The following is a 15,566-nucleotide window of genomic DNA, read 5'->3' as shown; positions in this document are numbered from 1 at the left end:
TATTGCGGGTAAGTTAGCGACAAACCTGGGCGCGAGGATTCGACGATGATCAAGGCCAGCGAACGAAGCAACAACCTGCCGCCGTTTTTGGTCATGGAAGTGCTGGAAAAGGCTCAGCAGATGGAGGCCGCCGGCGAGCACGTGATTCACATGGAGGTCGGCGAGCCGGATTTCGATTCGCCCGCGTGTGTTATCGATGCCGCCGTCCACGGCTTGCGACACGGCCAAACCCATTACACGCACAGCATGGGGCGACGCGACCTGCGGGAAGCGATCGGCCGGTGGCATGGGTCGCAGTACGGCAGCGAGGTCGATCCGGACACGGTCATCGTCACGGTGGGGTCGAGCCCGGCCTTGTTGCTGGTGTTCGCCGCGCTTTGCGATCCGGGCGACGAAGTGATTTTATCCAACCCCGGCTACGCCTGTTACCCGCAGATCGTCGGCTTCGGCGGCGGCACGTGCGTGTTCGTCGACGTGTTCGAGGCCGACGGCTTTCAATACCGTCCCGAAGCCATCGCCGCGAAAATCACGCCGCGCACTAAGGCGATTCTAGTCAACAGCCCGTCCAATCCCACGGGAAACCTCATCGGCCGCGAGCGCTTGACGGACATTTGCAGCTTGGGTCCGGTGGTCGTAAGCGACGAGATCTATCACGGCCTGGTGTACGAAGGGCGGGCGGTCAGTGCGCGGGAGATCACCAAGCGGTCGATCGTGGTCGGCGGATTTTCTAAACTCTTCGCGATGACCGGCTGGCGGTTGGGCTACCTGATCGTGCCGCCGGAGTTGGTGCGGCCTGTACAGAAGATGCAGCAGAATTTCTTCATCTCGGCGGGCGACTTCATTCAGACCGCGGCCATTGCGGCCTTGGAGGGTTGCGGCGCGGATGTCGAACGCATGCGGCTGGAATACGACCGCCGCCGCCGCATGGTGCTGGCGCAGTGTGCGCAGATCGGGCTGGGCGTTACCGTTGAGCCCACCGGCGCGTTCTACGTGTTCATCAATGTGGCGCGTTTTAGCCAAAAACTTGAAATGGATTCGTACGCCCTGGCGTTCGACATTTTGGAGAAGGCGAAGGTCGCTGTAACACCGGGCACAGATTTCGGATCCGGTGGTGAGGGCTATCTGCGCTTGAGCTACGCTAACTCCTACGAAAACCTGGTGGAGGGTATGCGTCGGCTGGCGGAATATTTCGCAGGCGTGGACTGAGTCCGAAATGAGAAAAAACATCGAATTGGCGCGCTTGAAAACGTTCCAAAGTTTGTGGTAAATTGCCTCTCCGTTTGTGGGGGAAGCCTTTGCGAAAGCACGATTGATGCGGCGCGGCGTTCCTTTCCGCATCTCAGCGTATACGGAAAAATCCGTGAACCACTCGCTCGTATGAGGATCAAGTCATGGCTCTAAAAGCAGCAGAGAAGAAGAAGCTGGCGAAGATTGCCTACCGGGTTCGTCAAGGCATCATCCAGACGACCTACGACTGCGGCGGCAGTCACATCGGCGGCGCGTTCAGCCAGACCGACATCATGGTCGCCCTATACTACAAGTTTATGAAGATCGACCCCAAAAAGCCTCATTGGCCGAGTCGGGACCGCTTCCTGCTCAGCAAGGGTCACGGCGGCGTGGGTCACGCGGTGATCTTGGCCGACCTGGGTTTCGTCGATAAGGGCGAGCTTAAGAAATTCAACAAAACCGGGTCGCCCTTCGGCATGCACTTGGATTGCTTGAAGGTGCCCGGCGTCGACGCTTCCACCGGTAGTTTGGGCCACGGGCTGAGCATCGGCATCGGCATGGCCATGGGCGCTCGGCTGCAGAATAAAAAATGGCACACGTACGTGATCCTCGGCGACGGCGAACTGCACGGCGGGCCGAATTGGGAAGCGGCGCAATCGGCCGCGCACTTCGGAGTCACGAACATGACGGTGTTCGTCGATCGCAACAAGCTGTGCATCGACGGGAAGACCGAAGACATCATGGCCTTGGAGCCGCTGGACGAAAAGTTCGAAGCCTTCGGTTGGCGGGTCGTGCGAATCGACGGTCACGACTTCGACCAGATTTGCGACGCCATCGAGCAGTCGCACCAGGAGAAGGACAAACCTTTCATCATCATCGCCGACACGGTCAAAGGCAAAGGCGTGGCGTTCATGGAGGACGTCAAGGCCTGGCATTACGGCGGTTTGGACGACGCCACGCGGGATAAGGCGCTCGACGAGCTTCGCGCCGCGTACAAGGGGGTGATCTGATGGCTAAGAAATCGGACCACAAAACGGTCAAAGGTTTGACGTGGACGGTGGAAGACGCCGACAGCATGACCCAGGCCGAGGTGTACGGCGAGGTTCTCACCCAATTGGGCACGCAGAACAAAAAACTCGTCGCGCTGACCGGTGATCTGGCCGGTTCAACGAAAATCGGCAAGTTCGGGGACAAACACCCGGATCGCTTCTTCAATATGGGCATCGCCGAAATCAACATGATGGGCGTGGCCTCCGGCATGGCGGCCACCGGCCTGATCCCGGTGGTTTCGACCTTCGCCGCGTTCGCCTCACTGCGCTGCGCCGAGTGGGTGCGAACCGACATCTGCTACCAGAAGCGCAACGTCAAAATCATCGCCACGCACAGCGGCACGTCCTTCGGGCAGGCCGGCACAACCCACCACTGCACCGAAGACTTTTCGGTGATGCGCGTTATGCCGGGCATGGTGGTGATCGCGCCCGCCGACGCCTTCGAAACCGCCAAGGCCGTTACGGCCGCCATCGAGCATGACGGGCCGGTCTACATCCGCATCGGCCGCAGTTTCGAACCGCCGCTGTGGAAGTCGATGGATGACTTTGAGTTCAAAATCGGCAAGGCCATCAAGCTTCACGAGGGCACCGACGTGACCATCATCGCCACCGGCCGCACGGTCACCGGCGCGTTGGAAGCGGCGGAAATTGCCGGGCAGCAGGGCATTTCGGTCAAGGTGCTGAACATGCACACGATCAAGCCGATCGACGAGGAAGCGATTTTGGAAGCGGTGATGGAAACGCGCCGCATCATCACGGTGGAAGACCACAACGTCTACGGCGGCCTGGGCACGGCGGTGGCGGATGTAATCGCCGCTTCGGGCAAAGGCTGCGTGCTGCGCAAACACGGCCTGCAAGACGAGTTTTCGATCGTGGGTTATCCCGACGACCTGCTGCACGTATACAAGATGGACGCCGACGGTATCCTCGAAGGGGTCGAAGCCGTTTTGAAGATGGACTTCGAGGCGGACGAAGACTGGGAAGACGAGGTGTAACATGGCCGCGAATGGTGACATTAACCTGGATAAACTACAGACTCGTTTGTTCCTGCGAGCGGCCTTGCCGATGACCAAGGTCGTGCGCGAGGACGACAAAATGATACGGCTGCTGACGAAAAATCTAACCGGGATCGTGCAGTTCGAAGTCAAGGGTGACGCTGACGCGGCCGCCCATATGATTTTCGAAAACGACACGCTCGACGTGAAACCGGGACGGCACGAAAACCCGACGGTGGCGTTTGTCTTCAAAGACCTCAAAGGGCTCAACGACTTTTTCGCGGGCCGCCCGGCGTTGCCGTCGTTGCTGGACTGCAAGGGCCTGTACCGCCTGGATATTCTGGTGCGTGTGGTGCCGCTGTTGTTGTCGCTGAAAATCCTGATGCCCGAAGCCGATCCGAAAGACCCGGAAAAGCGGGCGTTGAAGGTCAAGCTGCTGCTCTTCATGGTCACGGCGGCGATGTCGCAAATGAACAAGGCGGGCGAGCCGGATATCCGCGAGCTGACCGAAAAGAGTCCCGACCGCGTGTATCAGTACGAGGTCGAGGGCGGTCCGGCGGCGTATCTGCGCATGAAAGCGGGCAAAACGAAGGCGGGCCGCGGCATTTATGCGCGCCGGCGTCCTTTCGTTAAATTCTACTTTCCCGACTTTGACAGCGCGTACAACGTGTTGACAGCGAAGGTCGCGATGGTCGAAGCCGTGTCCAGTGGCGCCTTGCAACTGGAAGGTGCGATGGAGTATCAGAAAGAGATTGGGTTGCATATGCAACGCGTAGAGGAGATTTTAACGCGATAGTCACATCATCGTATTGACAACGAGGTGACGGGGAAATGTCTCCGAGCTCCGCATGGGACAGTGAAGCTATGAGCGTAGTTAAGTGTTTGTCCTTGAAGGAGGCGAGACCGATTGAAATCTATTTCTGCAAAATTGGGGATTTGGCCTAACGACAAATTGTTGGTGATTCACCCCGACGAGAGAGTTGTTGAACGTATTCGAGTCGAGCACAAAGGCAGCATTACTATTTTAAACGAGCCGCCCGCTGCCGGCAGTGTCCCGATGGTGTTGATTTGGTTACGGGAAGGCGACGACGCTACGGCGTTGGCCAATCAGTTCAAGCCGAAGATCGACAAGATCGGCCAACTGTGGTTTTTCTTCCCCAAAAAAGAGTTCATGCGCAAGCACCAACTCACCATCACCCGCGAAACGGTTATGCAGGATGTGTCGCGGGCTAGTATGGAGATGACCAAAGTCTGCTCGATCGACGCCGAAACCCAGGCGATGGGTTTCGTGTTGCCGCTGGATTAGACGGGCCTCCGGCGAGGCGCCCGGAATCGACGGCGACAGCTTCTCTCCCGCCGGTTGTGTGTTATCTTGATAGGGTCATGATTGGAAGGCGTATCGGGGTGATCAGACTATCGGCGAGATTCCTGTTGATGGCCGTGCTGTGCCTTTTTCTCCTTGCCGGCTGCAGTGTCAAAGAACTCATCGAAGATCTCAACGAGTTTGCGCAAGATAATATCCTTGACGGCCTCGTGCCCGGCGACGCTGCGCCCCCGCTGCCCGATCTGCCCGGCGGCGGCGAGGAACCGCTTCCCGGACCGGCTGGGGCGGGCGACGACGACGATGACGATAACGACAATAATGACAATGATAACGACGACAATAACGATGATGACGATAACGACGACGACGACAATGACGACAACGATACCAGCGCACCGCTGATCGATATCGTCGACGGCGGCTTGCCCGGCAATGACGGCACCGGCGTCGCCCGCTTGCCCAACGGCACGGTGTACGTCACCGCCGTGAAAGAAGAGCGCCTGTACCTCTACGCACGGCGGGCGGGCCTTGTTTCGCGGGAATGGCTCGCCTCGGATGCGGCCTCGCCCGTGCTTGCCGTCGATGTCGCCAACCGACCCCACGTGGCGTATCGCACCACCGAAGAAACTCCCCGTCTCATCCATATGGTCAAGGAAGACGGTGTGTGGCGTCCGTCGGTCGTCGCGGAGGGAATCGCCAAGGCCTCGCCCGGACTTTTTGTCGACCCCGGCGGTATCCCGCACGTTCTGTTCGGGTCGACCGATCACGGAATCGTGTACGCCTATTTGCTGGATGGCGCATGGGTTTCGGAAACCGTGGAAAGCGCCGCGACAACCAGCGCGCACGTATCCGTGGCCGTGGACCGGCGCGGCGCGGTGCACGCCGCGTATGCCGTCGCGGGGGAAGTCACCTATGCGCTTCGCGATGGGTCGTGGAACGTCACGCGCCTGGCGACGGGCAGCATCGGTTCGGCCCACGCCCTGCGATTGGGACCCGACGACCAACCGCGACTGGCATACCGCTCGGGCGGCGCGCTTTGGCTGGGCGTCTACGACGGCGCGACGTGGCAGACCGACGTTGTGGACAACCATGACGACGCCGGCCGATTCGCCTCGCTCGCAGTCGATGACCAGGGCGTTCACCATTTGGTTTACGCCGACGGCGTTTTGAGCGAACTGCGTTATGCCTCCGACGATCGCGGCGCTTTCGAAAGCTTCGTCGTGGCCGCGTCGGCCGACGAGGAGTTGGGCGGCTGGACGGACTTGAGCGTAGGCGCCGACGGAGTTTTGCACGCCGGCTATTTCGCCACCGAAGGGTTGGGGTTGGCCGAACGTGACGGCGATTCATGGAACCTCGATTATTTGGACGGCAGCGGTGTGGTCGGCTTGTACGCGGCGGTCGCCGCCGATGCCGCCGGAGACACGGTTGCGGCGTATTTCGATTTGACGAACCACCGCTTGAAACTGGCCAGGCGCGACGGTCCCGACTGGAACGTGGAGGTGGTCGACCAAAGCGCCGATACCGGCTATTACCCGTCGTTGGCGCTGGACGACGCCGGTTACGTGCATGTGGCCTACTACGACCGCGATCACGCACGGTTGATGTACACCACCAACCTGTTGGGTCCCTGGACTCCCTTGGTCGTCGATGGCGACGGCGACACCGGCTTGAATCCGTCGCTGGCGTTGGACGAGGCGGGCCGGGCGCACATCAGTTACTTCAGCGACGCCGGTTTCGGCACTTTGCGCTATGCGACCAATCGCGACGGCCCGTGGGAAACGATCACTATCGATAACGCCGGGGACATGGGTTTTTATTCCGACATTGTTGTCAGCGTCGACGATACGGTTCGCATTGCCTACGCGGATCGCACGCACGGCGCCGTCAAACTCGCGGAAAACGTCGGCGGCGTATGGAAAACCGAGGTCGTCGACGCCAGTCAATTCTCCGGCGCGTACGTCAACTTGCTGGTGGATAACACCGGCGCCACTCATCTGGTGTACCGGGCCGAGCTGACCGGCGCCTTGCGTTACGCCCGGCGCGACGCGGGAGATTCGACCTGGCGGCCGGAAACGATCGCCACACCCGGACTCTATTTTTCCCCGGCGGCGGCGCTGGACGCCCAAGGCGTCGTGCACGTGATGTACTACCTGGCCGCACCGTCCCAAGTGATGCACGCTTGGGGAGTGGCGGGGGTCTGGTCCGAGGAAATCTTTGACGTCGGCCCGGTGCTTTCGGGCGGTGTCGACCTCGAAATCGACGCGGCCGGGTGGCTGCACGTCGCCTACGGCGGGTCCGCCTCGCTCAAAATTGGATTACGCCACTCCGGTAAGCAGTGGAAATAACCTGGAGTCAGGAGGCGTCCGGAAACTCGGAAGGGCTCGAAATTTCCCTTAATTCGCATCAATCATCACCTCTGATTCTTGACACGGTTCGGGGCGCTGCTAAGATCGGCTGGGGCGAATTCGCCAACTAGGTGAGGTATACCCTGAAACGAACGGCATTCATCCTTTGCTTGTGGCTGCTGTTGTTGCCGACGCTTGCTCTGGCGCAGGCATCGGCGCAAAAGGTGGTGCTGTATCGTTGGGTGGATGACGCGGGCGTGGTGCACTACACCGAAGGGCTGGAAAGCATCCCGGCCGCGTATCGCTCGATCGCGGTCAAGGGATCCTTCGTTCCCGATGCGGGATCGATTGTGCCGGCCAAGGCGTCGGGGCGGTTGGAAGAGGTGGAGGAAACCTACACGCGCGAAGGCAATTTCTATCACATCAAGGGCAAGGTGCGGAACGGGTTCTCGCAGGAAATATCACAAGTCAAAGTTAAGATATCGTTTTTTGACGAGGAAGATCGCTTCTTGTTTGCCGAGACAACCTTGGTCGATCCGATTGTATTGGCCGCGGGGCAGATCGGCCAATACCATTTGATGGTCAATTACAATCCCAAGGTCGACACCTACAAAACCGAGCTTATCGGCCGACCATGATTCTGACGCTTACTACCGATTTTGGACTCGCCGACGGCTATGCCGGGGCGATGAAGGGCGTGATTCTCAGCCGCGCGCCACGCGCGAACGTGGTCGATATCAGCCACGAAGTTCCGCCGCACGACGTGCTGCACGGGGCGTTCGTGTTGTTCCAGGCTGCGCCGTTTTTTCCGCCCGATACCGTGCACGTGGCGGTGATTGACCCGGGCGTCGGCACCGCGCGGCGCGGCATTGTCGTGGCTCATCGCCGGCACTTTTTCGTCGGACCGGACAACGGTGTGTTTTCGCCTTTTCTGGACGAGCAGGCCGTCGTCTATGAGTTGGCCGATCCGGATTTATGGCTGCCGGATCCATCGGCGACCTTTCACGGTCGTGATTTATTCGCGCCGGCCGCCGCGCAACTGGCCACGGGTTTGCCTCCGGCCGAGTGCGGCCCGCGGGTGGATGATCCGGTGCGTCTGCCCGCTTGGCGACTCAAGCGCGAAGGCGACAGCTTCGTGACCGCCGTGGTGCACATCGACCGTTTCGGCAATTGCATCACCGCACTGCCGGGGGCGCGGTTGGCCGAACTGGGTTCGGGGACGATTCGCGTCATCCCGGAAGGCGGTCCGGCGTTGGCGCTGCGGCGCGCCTACGGCGAGGTGGAGGTTGGCGAACCGTTGGCGCTTGTGGGCTCGAGTGGCCTGCTGGAGATCGCGGTGCGCAACGGGCACGCGGCGCGGGTGTTGGAGCTAACGCGGGAAACCGTCGTGCGGATTTCGGTGTCGTAACTCGGGAAACTTGTCGCGCGACGGCTGCGGGCGTACATTGGTGGCGGTTGTCGAACGCGGAGGTGCTTTATGTCGGTGCGTACGTTTGTGCTTTGCGGGCTGTTGGTTCTGGCCGCGTCCATTGCCTGGGCGCAGGCCGAGCCGAATGACGATCCAACCGCCGGCTTGACCGATTGGCTCTCCATCCCGGATTTCACCGTGGAGGTCACCTTAGGCGTCGGCGCGACGCCGAACGGCGGTATCTTGGGAGAAACCGGCGCTTTCGCCAAACGCGTGGGTACGGTGTACTGCCGCGTCGACGGCATCGGCCTGACCGAAAAGGAAAAGCTGGCAGTCGTTTGGTTCCGGGAGGACGAGCAGCGCGCGCGGCAGACCGTCGAATTGACCAAGAACAAACCCCATGCCCTGACCTCGCTGAACATCCCGGCGGTGCAGGCCGGATCTTGGCGCGTGGAAGTCGTCGATGCCAACGACGAAGTGCTGGCGGTCGTGCCCTTCGTTGTAGGACGGTCCTCGGTGTCGGACGTTCCGGCGCCCAAGAGTGTCGATCAAAAAAAGGATTAGCGTGTTTAGCCGTCGCTGCGCCGCGCTTCTTGTGGCGCTTTGCTTCGTGTCGGTGTCGGCAATCCCCGCCCAGGACGTCGCGGCGCGAACAGCGGCGCAAAAGCGATTCGCCCAACGCTTGGTTGCGGCGGCCGTGGATCGCACGCGGCATGAGATCACCTACGACCCCGCCTACGTGAAAATCCCTTACCCAGGCGGCGACGTGCCGACGGATCGCGGCGTGTGCAGCGACGTGGTCATCCGCGCCTACCGCAAGCTGGGCGTCGATCTGCAACAGAAAGTGCACGAAGATATGCGGGCCGCCTTTGCCGCGTATCCGAAACGGTGGGGGCTGACCCGGCCCGACACGAACATCGACCATCGCCGCGTACCGAATCTTGCGGTGTTCTTTGCCCGCCACGGACAAAGCCTGCCGGTGAGCGAAAAACCCGAAGCCTACTTTCCCGGCGATATCGTGACGTGGGACCTGGGCGGCGGCGTGCCGCATATCGGCATCGTCACCGACCGCCGCAGCCGCGACGGCAAGCGTCCGCTACTGGTGCACAACATCGGCGCGGGGCCGAAGCTGGAAGACGTTCTGGGATCGTGGCGTCGCACCGGCCACTATCGCTATTTCGGGGATTGAATCACTCGGCCGCAGGTTCGTCGGGGGCTTCCAAGACCGCCTGTAACGTCGGTCGGATCACTTCGGCGAGGCGGCGGTGCCCGGCCACGGTCAGATGGCTGGAATCGAGGAACAGCGCGGTGTCGTCCAGACGCGGCTGCTCGACCAGCGGGTCGACACATTGAGCCTTTCCCTGGCGGCAAAGCGTTTGCATGACCGACCACACAGGTGGGCCGGCGTGATCGAGGGTCGAGGAAATTTCCGGCACGAGGAGCAGGGTTATCTTTCGTTTGGCGGTCAACGCGGCCAATTGGGTGAAGATTTGTTCCGTGGTCGGCTTCATGCGCAGCCGCGGATCGTTGGGCACCATCGGCCGGTACACCATTTCCGTGGTGACGCCGGCGGTGACCACGCGGTCGCGCCACCATAAGAACGCCTTGCTGCCGTCGAGCAGGTGATAGAGCGCCAGCGCAATCGGGTTGGCGGTGCCGCGCAAGACGGCGAACTCCAAACTGGAACGATCGGTAATGCCGCGGTCACGCATCTTGGCCACGACTTCTTTGGCCCGCGGGTAGAAGCGCTTGGTGGTAAAGCCGTACCCTTCGTTACCGCCGTAGTAGAACACGAGCACGTCGGGATTCAGGCGCACCAACACTTCCTCGAAGTAAATGGCAAGCTGATACGAGTTGTACCCGCCAAACCCGGCATTGATGACTTCGACGTCGGGGAACATCTCATGGAGCACGCCCGGAAAGGCCTCTTCACGCTTCTCGAGGCCCGCGCCGTATGTGCTCGAACTGCCCAGGCAGATCACGCGCTGCGGCCACATTTTTTTACGCGCCGTGGCGGTGTAATTCTCGATGCGAAATAGTTGCGCGTCGTCCCACTGGCCGTACAGGTTCGTATGTTGGGCGAGGATCCAATATTTCTCGTCGCCGACGTAGGCCAGTTCGTGGGGCACCATGCGCCGCGCCACGAGTTCGACCGCCAGCAGCACGAGCAGCAGCGCGATCAGCGAGTAGAGGGCCAACCTGCCGTAACTTGGACGTCGCACGTCGTCTCCCCTTGGCGGCCGTAATAAACCATGACGCGCGGCCGCGATTTCGAATTATGAATCGACAGCGCGCGGCGCTTGACCGTAACCGGGCAAGGAGACGCGCGGATCGAGCGGAATACCGAACCGGCGAACTTCGTAATGCAGATGCGGCCCGCGGCTGATGCCGGTGTTGCCCGAGCGCGCAATGACTTCGCCCGCTTCGACCTGCTGACCGGGCACGACGAGGCTGCGATCCAAGTGGCCGAAGTAGGTTGTCCACCCGCGTCCGTGACCGAGTACGACGACCAGGCCGAATCCCGCCCGCTCTTCGGCGATCAATACCTGACCCGCCGCCGGGGCGCGTACGTCGCTGCCGATCGGCGCGGCGATGTCGATCCCCTGGTGCATTTCAACCGCGTCGGTATCGGAATTCAGGCGACGGCCGAACTCGCTGGTGACCCACCCGCGCAACGGCCAGCGGTGCGGCGCGTCGTAAGCATCGCCGACGACCGCGACGAAAAAACGCTCGGCAGGTTCCAACGACGCGCGTTGCGCGCGGGCGGCGGCAAGCAGTTCCTCGCTCGGCGGCGGCGAGACCGGCGCGGCGGCCACAACCTCGGGTTCGGATTGCGAACCGCGCAATTCGCGATCGAGACCAGCCAGGCGAAAGCGGTCGTGTACGACAACGAACAGCAGGGCGACGATCAGCACGGCAACGGCCGCCGCACCCAGCACCATGCCCTGCCACGTGCGCCGCGACAGCCGCCAGCGCCTCACGCGCCCTCGATCGTCGAGCACCAACAAAGTGAAAAATTTGCTGCGCCGGTGCGCCACGTTAACCCCCGGTTCGGAAGAATTCATTGTAACCCGGAACGTCGCGGGGGCAAATTGCGCGGGCGGGCGACACGCCGCAGGCTTTCCTTGCCGGTGTAGTCTTCCAGGGCGAGCAGCGCGAGTTGCCCGTCCACGACTTTGAGCATGAAAGCGCGCCGCCGGGGGAAAACTTCGCGGGCGACGTCGCGGTCGCGCTTGCCGCCGCGAGTGCGCAGGTACAACACCGAATCGCTCAAATTCGGACGAGGCAGGGGGCTGCCCAGACGCCACGAGCGTTCGTTTCCGCCCGCCCAGGGGTAAAGATCGGTAAAGACGACGGCGTTGTCGATTCCGGCCGACGCAATCCGGCGCGGGATTTCATCGGCGGCGCGCGCGGCGCGATGCAGCGCGCCCAGGTGCGAGGGCCACACGGTCAGCAACGCAGCCAGGGCGAGGACGGTCAGCGCGACAAGCGGCCGGTGGAAACGATCGAGCAGAGCCAGCGCCCCGGCCGCAACGAAGGGCAGCAGTACGGCCCCGGCGGCGTGATAGAGGTGTGGGCCCGTGTCAGCCAGCCCCGGCCAGAAATAGAAGAACAATGCGCCGAAGGTCAGCGGCACGCCGGCAAAAATCGCCCACGCCCGCCGATTGCGTCGCGCCCGCCATAAGCCGACACCCGCCGCGACCAGTGTGAGGGGTAGGCCGAGCAAAAGCATGTCCAGCCGCGTCAAATTAATCAGCGTGGCCATCAAGCCGCCGCCAGGGGTGTGCACGCCTTCCCACGGGGCGGGTCCGAAACCGTAGGGCGAGACACCCGGATACTTCAGGTAGCCCCACCAATAGGCTTGGTAGTTCGTCCAAAAGGGCTGGTCCCAAAGCCGCCATTGGATAAGGACCAGCGGCACGACGACGAGCAGCGACCCCAACGCGCCCCCGGCCAGCAGCCGCGCCCGGCCGGGTCCGGTGACGATCCGCCGCACGAGCAGGATGATCGCGCCGAGACCCAGCAGCGCCGGTTCCTGTTGCCGGCACCAAAACGCGAACCCCAGGCATAACGCCGCGGCAAAGGCGTGGCCGAAGCGACCCGTCGCGGTCGCGCGCAGCGTTAACCAAAGCCCCAGTAGCACCAGCGCCGTCGCACTCGTTTGGGAAGCGAGCGTCGCGCCCGTCGAAATGATGAGCGGGCTGAAGGCCGCCAAAAACGCGGCTGCCAAGCCCGTGCGCTCGTCAAACAACTCGCGCGCCAGCAGGAACACGCCCAGGACGATCACCCCCGCCAGCAACGCCGTGATCAAACCCGGCAGGCCGACCAGTACGCCCAAGGCCAGCAGCAGCGCGTGACCCCAGAGATATTGGCTGAACCAACGTCCGCGATAGACGCCCAGAAAGATGTGCTCAAAGTGCTCCGGCGCAGGCGGCGGCTCGGCGGTGAGACGCCCGGAGGCCAGGGTGCGGGCCGCAAACAGGTGCGCGGCCTCGTCGTCGGTGATCGCGGCGGAGTCGAGCACGCTCACGCGGACGGCACCGGCCGCGACGGTCGCCAACAGCGCCAAAGCGAGCACGATGCGCCACGGGTTGGCGGGCGGCGGCGTGTCGGAGTGACGGCGGGGCCAAGCCAGCAAAAGCGCCAGGGCCGCGCCGGTGGCCAGCAGCAGCGCCGCGTACCACGCCCACTCCCCCGGCGGCATCTGCCGCGCCCAATCGAAGTGGCCGGTCAGGCGACCGTAGCGGCGCACTTCGTCGAAGGGCAACACGAAGCGGTCGATCAACCAGTAGAGGGCAACGGCCGCGACGGCGAGCAGGCACCAGAGGTAGCGGCGGTTCGGTTTCACGGTTTGGACGCGAGCGCCTTGCGAAACTGTTGCACTTGCGGGTGAGAGGGAGCTACAGCCGCGGCCAATTCAAGCATGTCGCGCGCCTTATCCTTCTCCCCGGACTCGTAATGGAAACTGACCAGCCCGAGAAGTACCGTCGGGTGCTGCGGAAAGCGTTTCAAGGCCTCGTCGAGCAGGTGCTTGGCCTGTTGTTTGTCGCCGGCGCGGAACAGAGAAGAAGCCAAGCCGACCTGCGCCTCGGGGTCGTCGGGCAGCAACGCGGCCGCGTGGCGGTAGGCGTCGAGCGAGCCGACGTAGTCGCGCACTTGCCCGAGCAGGGCGCCCAGGGTCAACCAGGCTTTCGCGTGATCGGGTCGCGCCGCCACCGCTCGCCGCAGCAAGGAAACGGCTTCGCCCCGCTTGCTGCGCCGCGCTTCGATGTGCGCCAGGCCGACCATCGCCTCGGCCTCGCCGGGCTGATCGGTCAGCACCGCACGGAGCAGCACTTCGGCCTCCGCGTGCTTCCCCTGCCGATAGAATTCGTTGGCTTGGCGCAGTCGCTCGTCACCGACCGTCGGCGTGACGGGGGCGGCTTGTTGCGCTTTTTGCAGCAATGCGGCGGCATCCGGATGGCCGGGTTGCTGCGAGAGCACGTGTTGCAGGTCGGCGACGGCTTCGGCGCCGCGGCCCAGGGTGATTAGTAGACCGGCGCGTCGCAGGCGCGGCTGGAGGTAGTGGAGATTGGCCGCAATGGCCGCGTCGTAGGCGTCGAGGGCTTCCCGGCTGCGTCCCAGTAGACGCAGGGCTTCGCCGCGATTGAATTGCACGCGGTCGACCTGCTTGCCCAGCACGGCGGCCTTGTCGAATTGCGCGAGCGCTTCTTCCAGTTGGTCGTCGGAAGCCAGCGCGGTGCCCAGGTTGTTGTAAATCGCCACCCAATCGGCGCTTTGCAGACGTTCGTTGAGGGTCTCGGCTTTTCGCAAGGCGGCGACGGCTTTGTCGATGCGGCCGTCGCGGCGATAGGCCGCGCCCAAGGCGGTCCATAACAGCGGCGCTTCTTCGTGACGTTCGAGGGTGTTTTCGAAGACGGCGATTTCGCTTTTCCACAATCCGGCGGCGCCGTAGGCGAACGAGGCGTACCCAAGCCCCAGCACGGCAAACGCCACAGCGGTCACGGCCGTCACCGATTTTTTGCGCAGGCTGTCTTGCAGCACGACCGCGAGCAGCAGGGCGAAAAAGGCCGAGGGCATGTACAAGAAGCGTTCGGCGATCGGGAAGCCCATATCCGATGGTGCGCTGATGCGCACGAGGTTGGCCAAAGGCACGAAAGAGACGAGCAGCATGCCGACGGTGAAGGCGATCACCGGCCAGCTCCTCCAGGCGTAGACCACGCCGGCCACGCCGACGGCCAGAAGGAGCAGCCCGATGAGGCCGGGGACGCTAAAAGGGTGCGACACATACGGCCAGACGTAGTACGCGTTGTATTCGGTGGAAAAAAACAACTTGCCCAGGTACACCGCAAAGGCGCTCGGGAAGGTCATCAACGCCTTCCACAAGCTATGTTGTTCACCCGCCGGAGCCACGGAGACGCCGGCCAACCCCACGCGCATCAATACGTAGACGACCGGCACCACCGCCAACACCAGCGCTTCGGGCAGTAGGCGTTTCCAGCGTGCGGACCGCCGCTCTGCGGTCAGCAGGTAGGCCATGCCCCAAGCGGCGGGCAGCACCAGCACGCCCATTTCCTTGGCCAGCAGGGACGCGAGAAAAAGCGCCGCCGCGGCCGCCGCCCAGCCAAGACCCTGCCGATGCTGCGGCGGTTTCTCTTTCTTCTTCTTGGGCTTCTGGTCGAAACGCACCCAGGCCTCGTTGCGGTTTAGGTAGATCGCCCAGCACAACAGACTGCCCAGCGCCAACGCGGTGCAAACCACGTCGGTGCGCCCGGAAATCCAAGCGACGGACTCGGTATGAATCGGGTGCAGGCCGAACAACACCGCCCCCGCGGCGGCAGGCCAGATCGATGTCGGCAAGAGGCGGAGAATCAGCAAAAACAGCAGTAGCGTGGCCAGCAAGTGCCAGAACAGGTTGGTCAACCTGTAACCCAGCGGGTTCTCGCCCCACAGCGCCCAGTCGAACATGTAGCTGACGGTGATGACCGGGCGGTAGTAGCCGTACTTGAAGTCGTCGGCGCCGGCGGCGAAAAAGTCGCGGGCAAAGGCGGCGGGCAGGTTGCTAAGCGATTGAATTTGCTCGTCGCCGGTAATCAGAGCGCGGTCGTCCCAGACGAACTCGCCGCTCAAGCTCGGCACGTAAACCGCGGCCGAGACAAGCACGATCACCACCGCAAACAAAACCCGATTTCGCACGCCGTCCTCCCCGTTGGCCGC

14 protein-coding genes are annotated in these 15,566 nt (G+C 62.6%); 10 read left to right on the top strand and 4 right to left on the bottom strand.

The features are described from left to right. The first annotated feature begins 45 nt into the window (after positions 1–45). From P9L99_05240 to P9L99_05195, 10 genes are all read left to right on the top strand, one after another. On the top strand, positions 46–1,206 hold the full coding sequence (locus P9L99_05240) for a pyridoxal phosphate-dependent aminotransferase (protein ID MDP8222745.1): 1,161 nt from the start codon (positions 46–48) through the stop codon (positions 1,204–1,206). Positions 1,207–1,391: 185 nt separating this feature from the next. Further along, positions 1,392–2,237: a transketolase gene (locus tag P9L99_05235; GenBank protein ID MDP8222744.1), complete on the top strand. Its 846-nt coding sequence runs from the start codon at positions 1,392–1,394 to the stop codon at positions 2,235–2,237. Then, positions 2,237–3,271 (top strand): transketolase C-terminal domain-containing protein, encoded by a 1,035-nt coding sequence (locus tag P9L99_05230; protein MDP8222743.1) that lies wholly within the window; start codon positions 2,237–2,239, stop codon positions 3,269–3,271. Before P9L99_05235 ends, P9L99_05230 begins: the two co-directional genes overlap by 1 nt. A gap of 1 nt (position 3,272) precedes the next feature. After that, a complete protein-coding gene (locus tag P9L99_05225) occupies positions 3,273–4,067 on the top strand; it encodes a hypothetical protein (GenBank protein ID MDP8222742.1) in 795 nt (264 codons plus the stop codon). 111 nt (positions 4,068–4,178) lie between these two features. Continuing rightward, positions 4,179–4,577 carry a hypothetical protein gene (locus tag P9L99_05220; protein MDP8222741.1) on the top strand — a complete coding sequence of 133 codons (399 nt, stop codon included), beginning with the start codon at positions 4,179–4,181 and terminating at the stop codon, positions 4,575–4,577. Positions 4,578–4,675: 98 nt separating this feature from the next. Next, positions 4,676–6,940: a hypothetical protein gene (locus tag P9L99_05215; GenBank protein ID MDP8222740.1), complete on the top strand. Its 2,265-nt coding sequence runs from the start codon at positions 4,676–4,678 to the stop codon at positions 6,938–6,940. A 131-nt stretch (positions 6,941–7,071) separates the two neighbouring features. After that, on the top strand, positions 7,072–7,578 hold the full coding sequence (locus tag P9L99_05210) for a DUF4124 domain-containing protein (protein MDP8222739.1): 507 nt from the start codon (positions 7,072–7,074) through the stop codon (positions 7,576–7,578). Continuing rightward, entirely contained in the window at positions 7,575–8,348 is a 774-nt protein-coding gene (locus tag P9L99_05205) for an SAM-dependent chlorinase/fluorinase (protein ID MDP8222738.1), read from the top strand. Before P9L99_05210 ends, P9L99_05205 begins: the two co-directional genes overlap by 4 nt. Before the next feature lie 69 nt (positions 8,349–8,417). After that, a complete protein-coding gene (locus tag P9L99_05200) occupies positions 8,418–8,912 on the top strand; it encodes a DUF2914 domain-containing protein (protein ID MDP8222737.1) in 495 nt (164 codons plus the stop codon). A gap of 1 nt (position 8,913) precedes the next feature. Beyond that, positions 8,914–9,537 (top strand): DUF1287 domain-containing protein, encoded by a 624-nt coding sequence (locus tag P9L99_05195; GenBank protein MDP8222736.1) that lies wholly within the window; start codon positions 8,914–8,916, stop codon positions 9,535–9,537. 1 nt (position 9,538) lies between these two features. Here the strand turns inward: P9L99_05195 and P9L99_05190 are convergent, their stop codons facing one another. From P9L99_05190 to P9L99_05175, 4 genes are read right to left on the bottom strand one after another with little or no spacing between them, the layout of a single operon-like run. Beyond that, a complete protein-coding gene (locus tag P9L99_05190) occupies positions 9,539–10,570 on the bottom strand; it encodes an SGNH/GDSL hydrolase family protein (protein ID MDP8222735.1) in 1,032 nt (343 codons plus the stop codon). A 54-nt stretch (positions 10,571–10,624) separates the two neighbouring features. After that, complete coding sequence (locus P9L99_05185) at positions 10,625–11,386, bottom strand: M23 family metallopeptidase (GenBank protein MDP8222734.1); 762 nt, start codon at positions 11,384–11,386, stop codon at positions 10,625–10,627. 23 nt (positions 11,387–11,409) lie between these two features. Further along, positions 11,410–13,197 carry a glycosyltransferase family 39 protein gene (locus tag P9L99_05180; protein MDP8222733.1) on the bottom strand — a complete coding sequence of 596 codons (1,788 nt, stop codon included), beginning with the start codon at positions 13,195–13,197 and terminating at the stop codon, positions 11,410–11,412. Then, on the bottom strand, positions 13,194–15,545 hold the full coding sequence (locus P9L99_05175) for a tetratricopeptide repeat protein (GenBank protein MDP8222732.1): 2,352 nt from the start codon (positions 15,543–15,545) through the stop codon (positions 13,194–13,196). The genes P9L99_05180 and P9L99_05175 overlap by 4 nt, the downstream gene beginning before the upstream one ends. Positions 15,546–15,566: the final 21 nt, after the last annotated feature.

It is taken from the genome of Candidatus Lernaella stagnicola (assembly GCA_030765525.1).
Taxonomy (GTDB): Bacteria; Lernaellota; Lernaellaia; order Lernaellales; family Lernaellaceae; genus Lernaella; species Lernaella stagnicola.
The sequence above is the reverse complement of the archived record's forward strand: the minus strand, read 5'-3'. Positions and strand labels throughout refer to the sequence as shown.

Bases quoted from the DNA above. Each gene is read 5' to 3' on its own strand.
- P9L99_05235 (MDP8222744.1), top strand. From the start codon at position 1,392: ATGGCTCTAAAAGCAGCAGAGAAGAAGAAGCTGGCGAAGATTGCCTAC.
- P9L99_05200 (MDP8222737.1), top strand. From the start codon at position 8,418: ATGTCGGTGCGTACGTTTGTGCTTTGCGGGCTGTTGGTTCTGGCCGCG.
- P9L99_05230 (MDP8222743.1), top strand. From the start codon at position 2,237: ATGGCTAAGAAATCGGACCACAAAACGGTCAAAGGTTTGACGTGGACG.
- P9L99_05225 (MDP8222742.1), top strand. From the start codon at position 3,273: ATGGCCGCGAATGGTGACATTAACCTGGATAAACTACAGACTCGTTTG.
- P9L99_05240 (MDP8222745.1), top strand. From the start codon at position 46: ATGATCAAGGCCAGCGAACGAAGCAACAACCTGCCGCCGTTTTTGGTC.
- P9L99_05205 (MDP8222738.1), top strand. From the start codon at position 7,575: ATGATTCTGACGCTTACTACCGATTTTGGACTCGCCGACGGCTATGCC.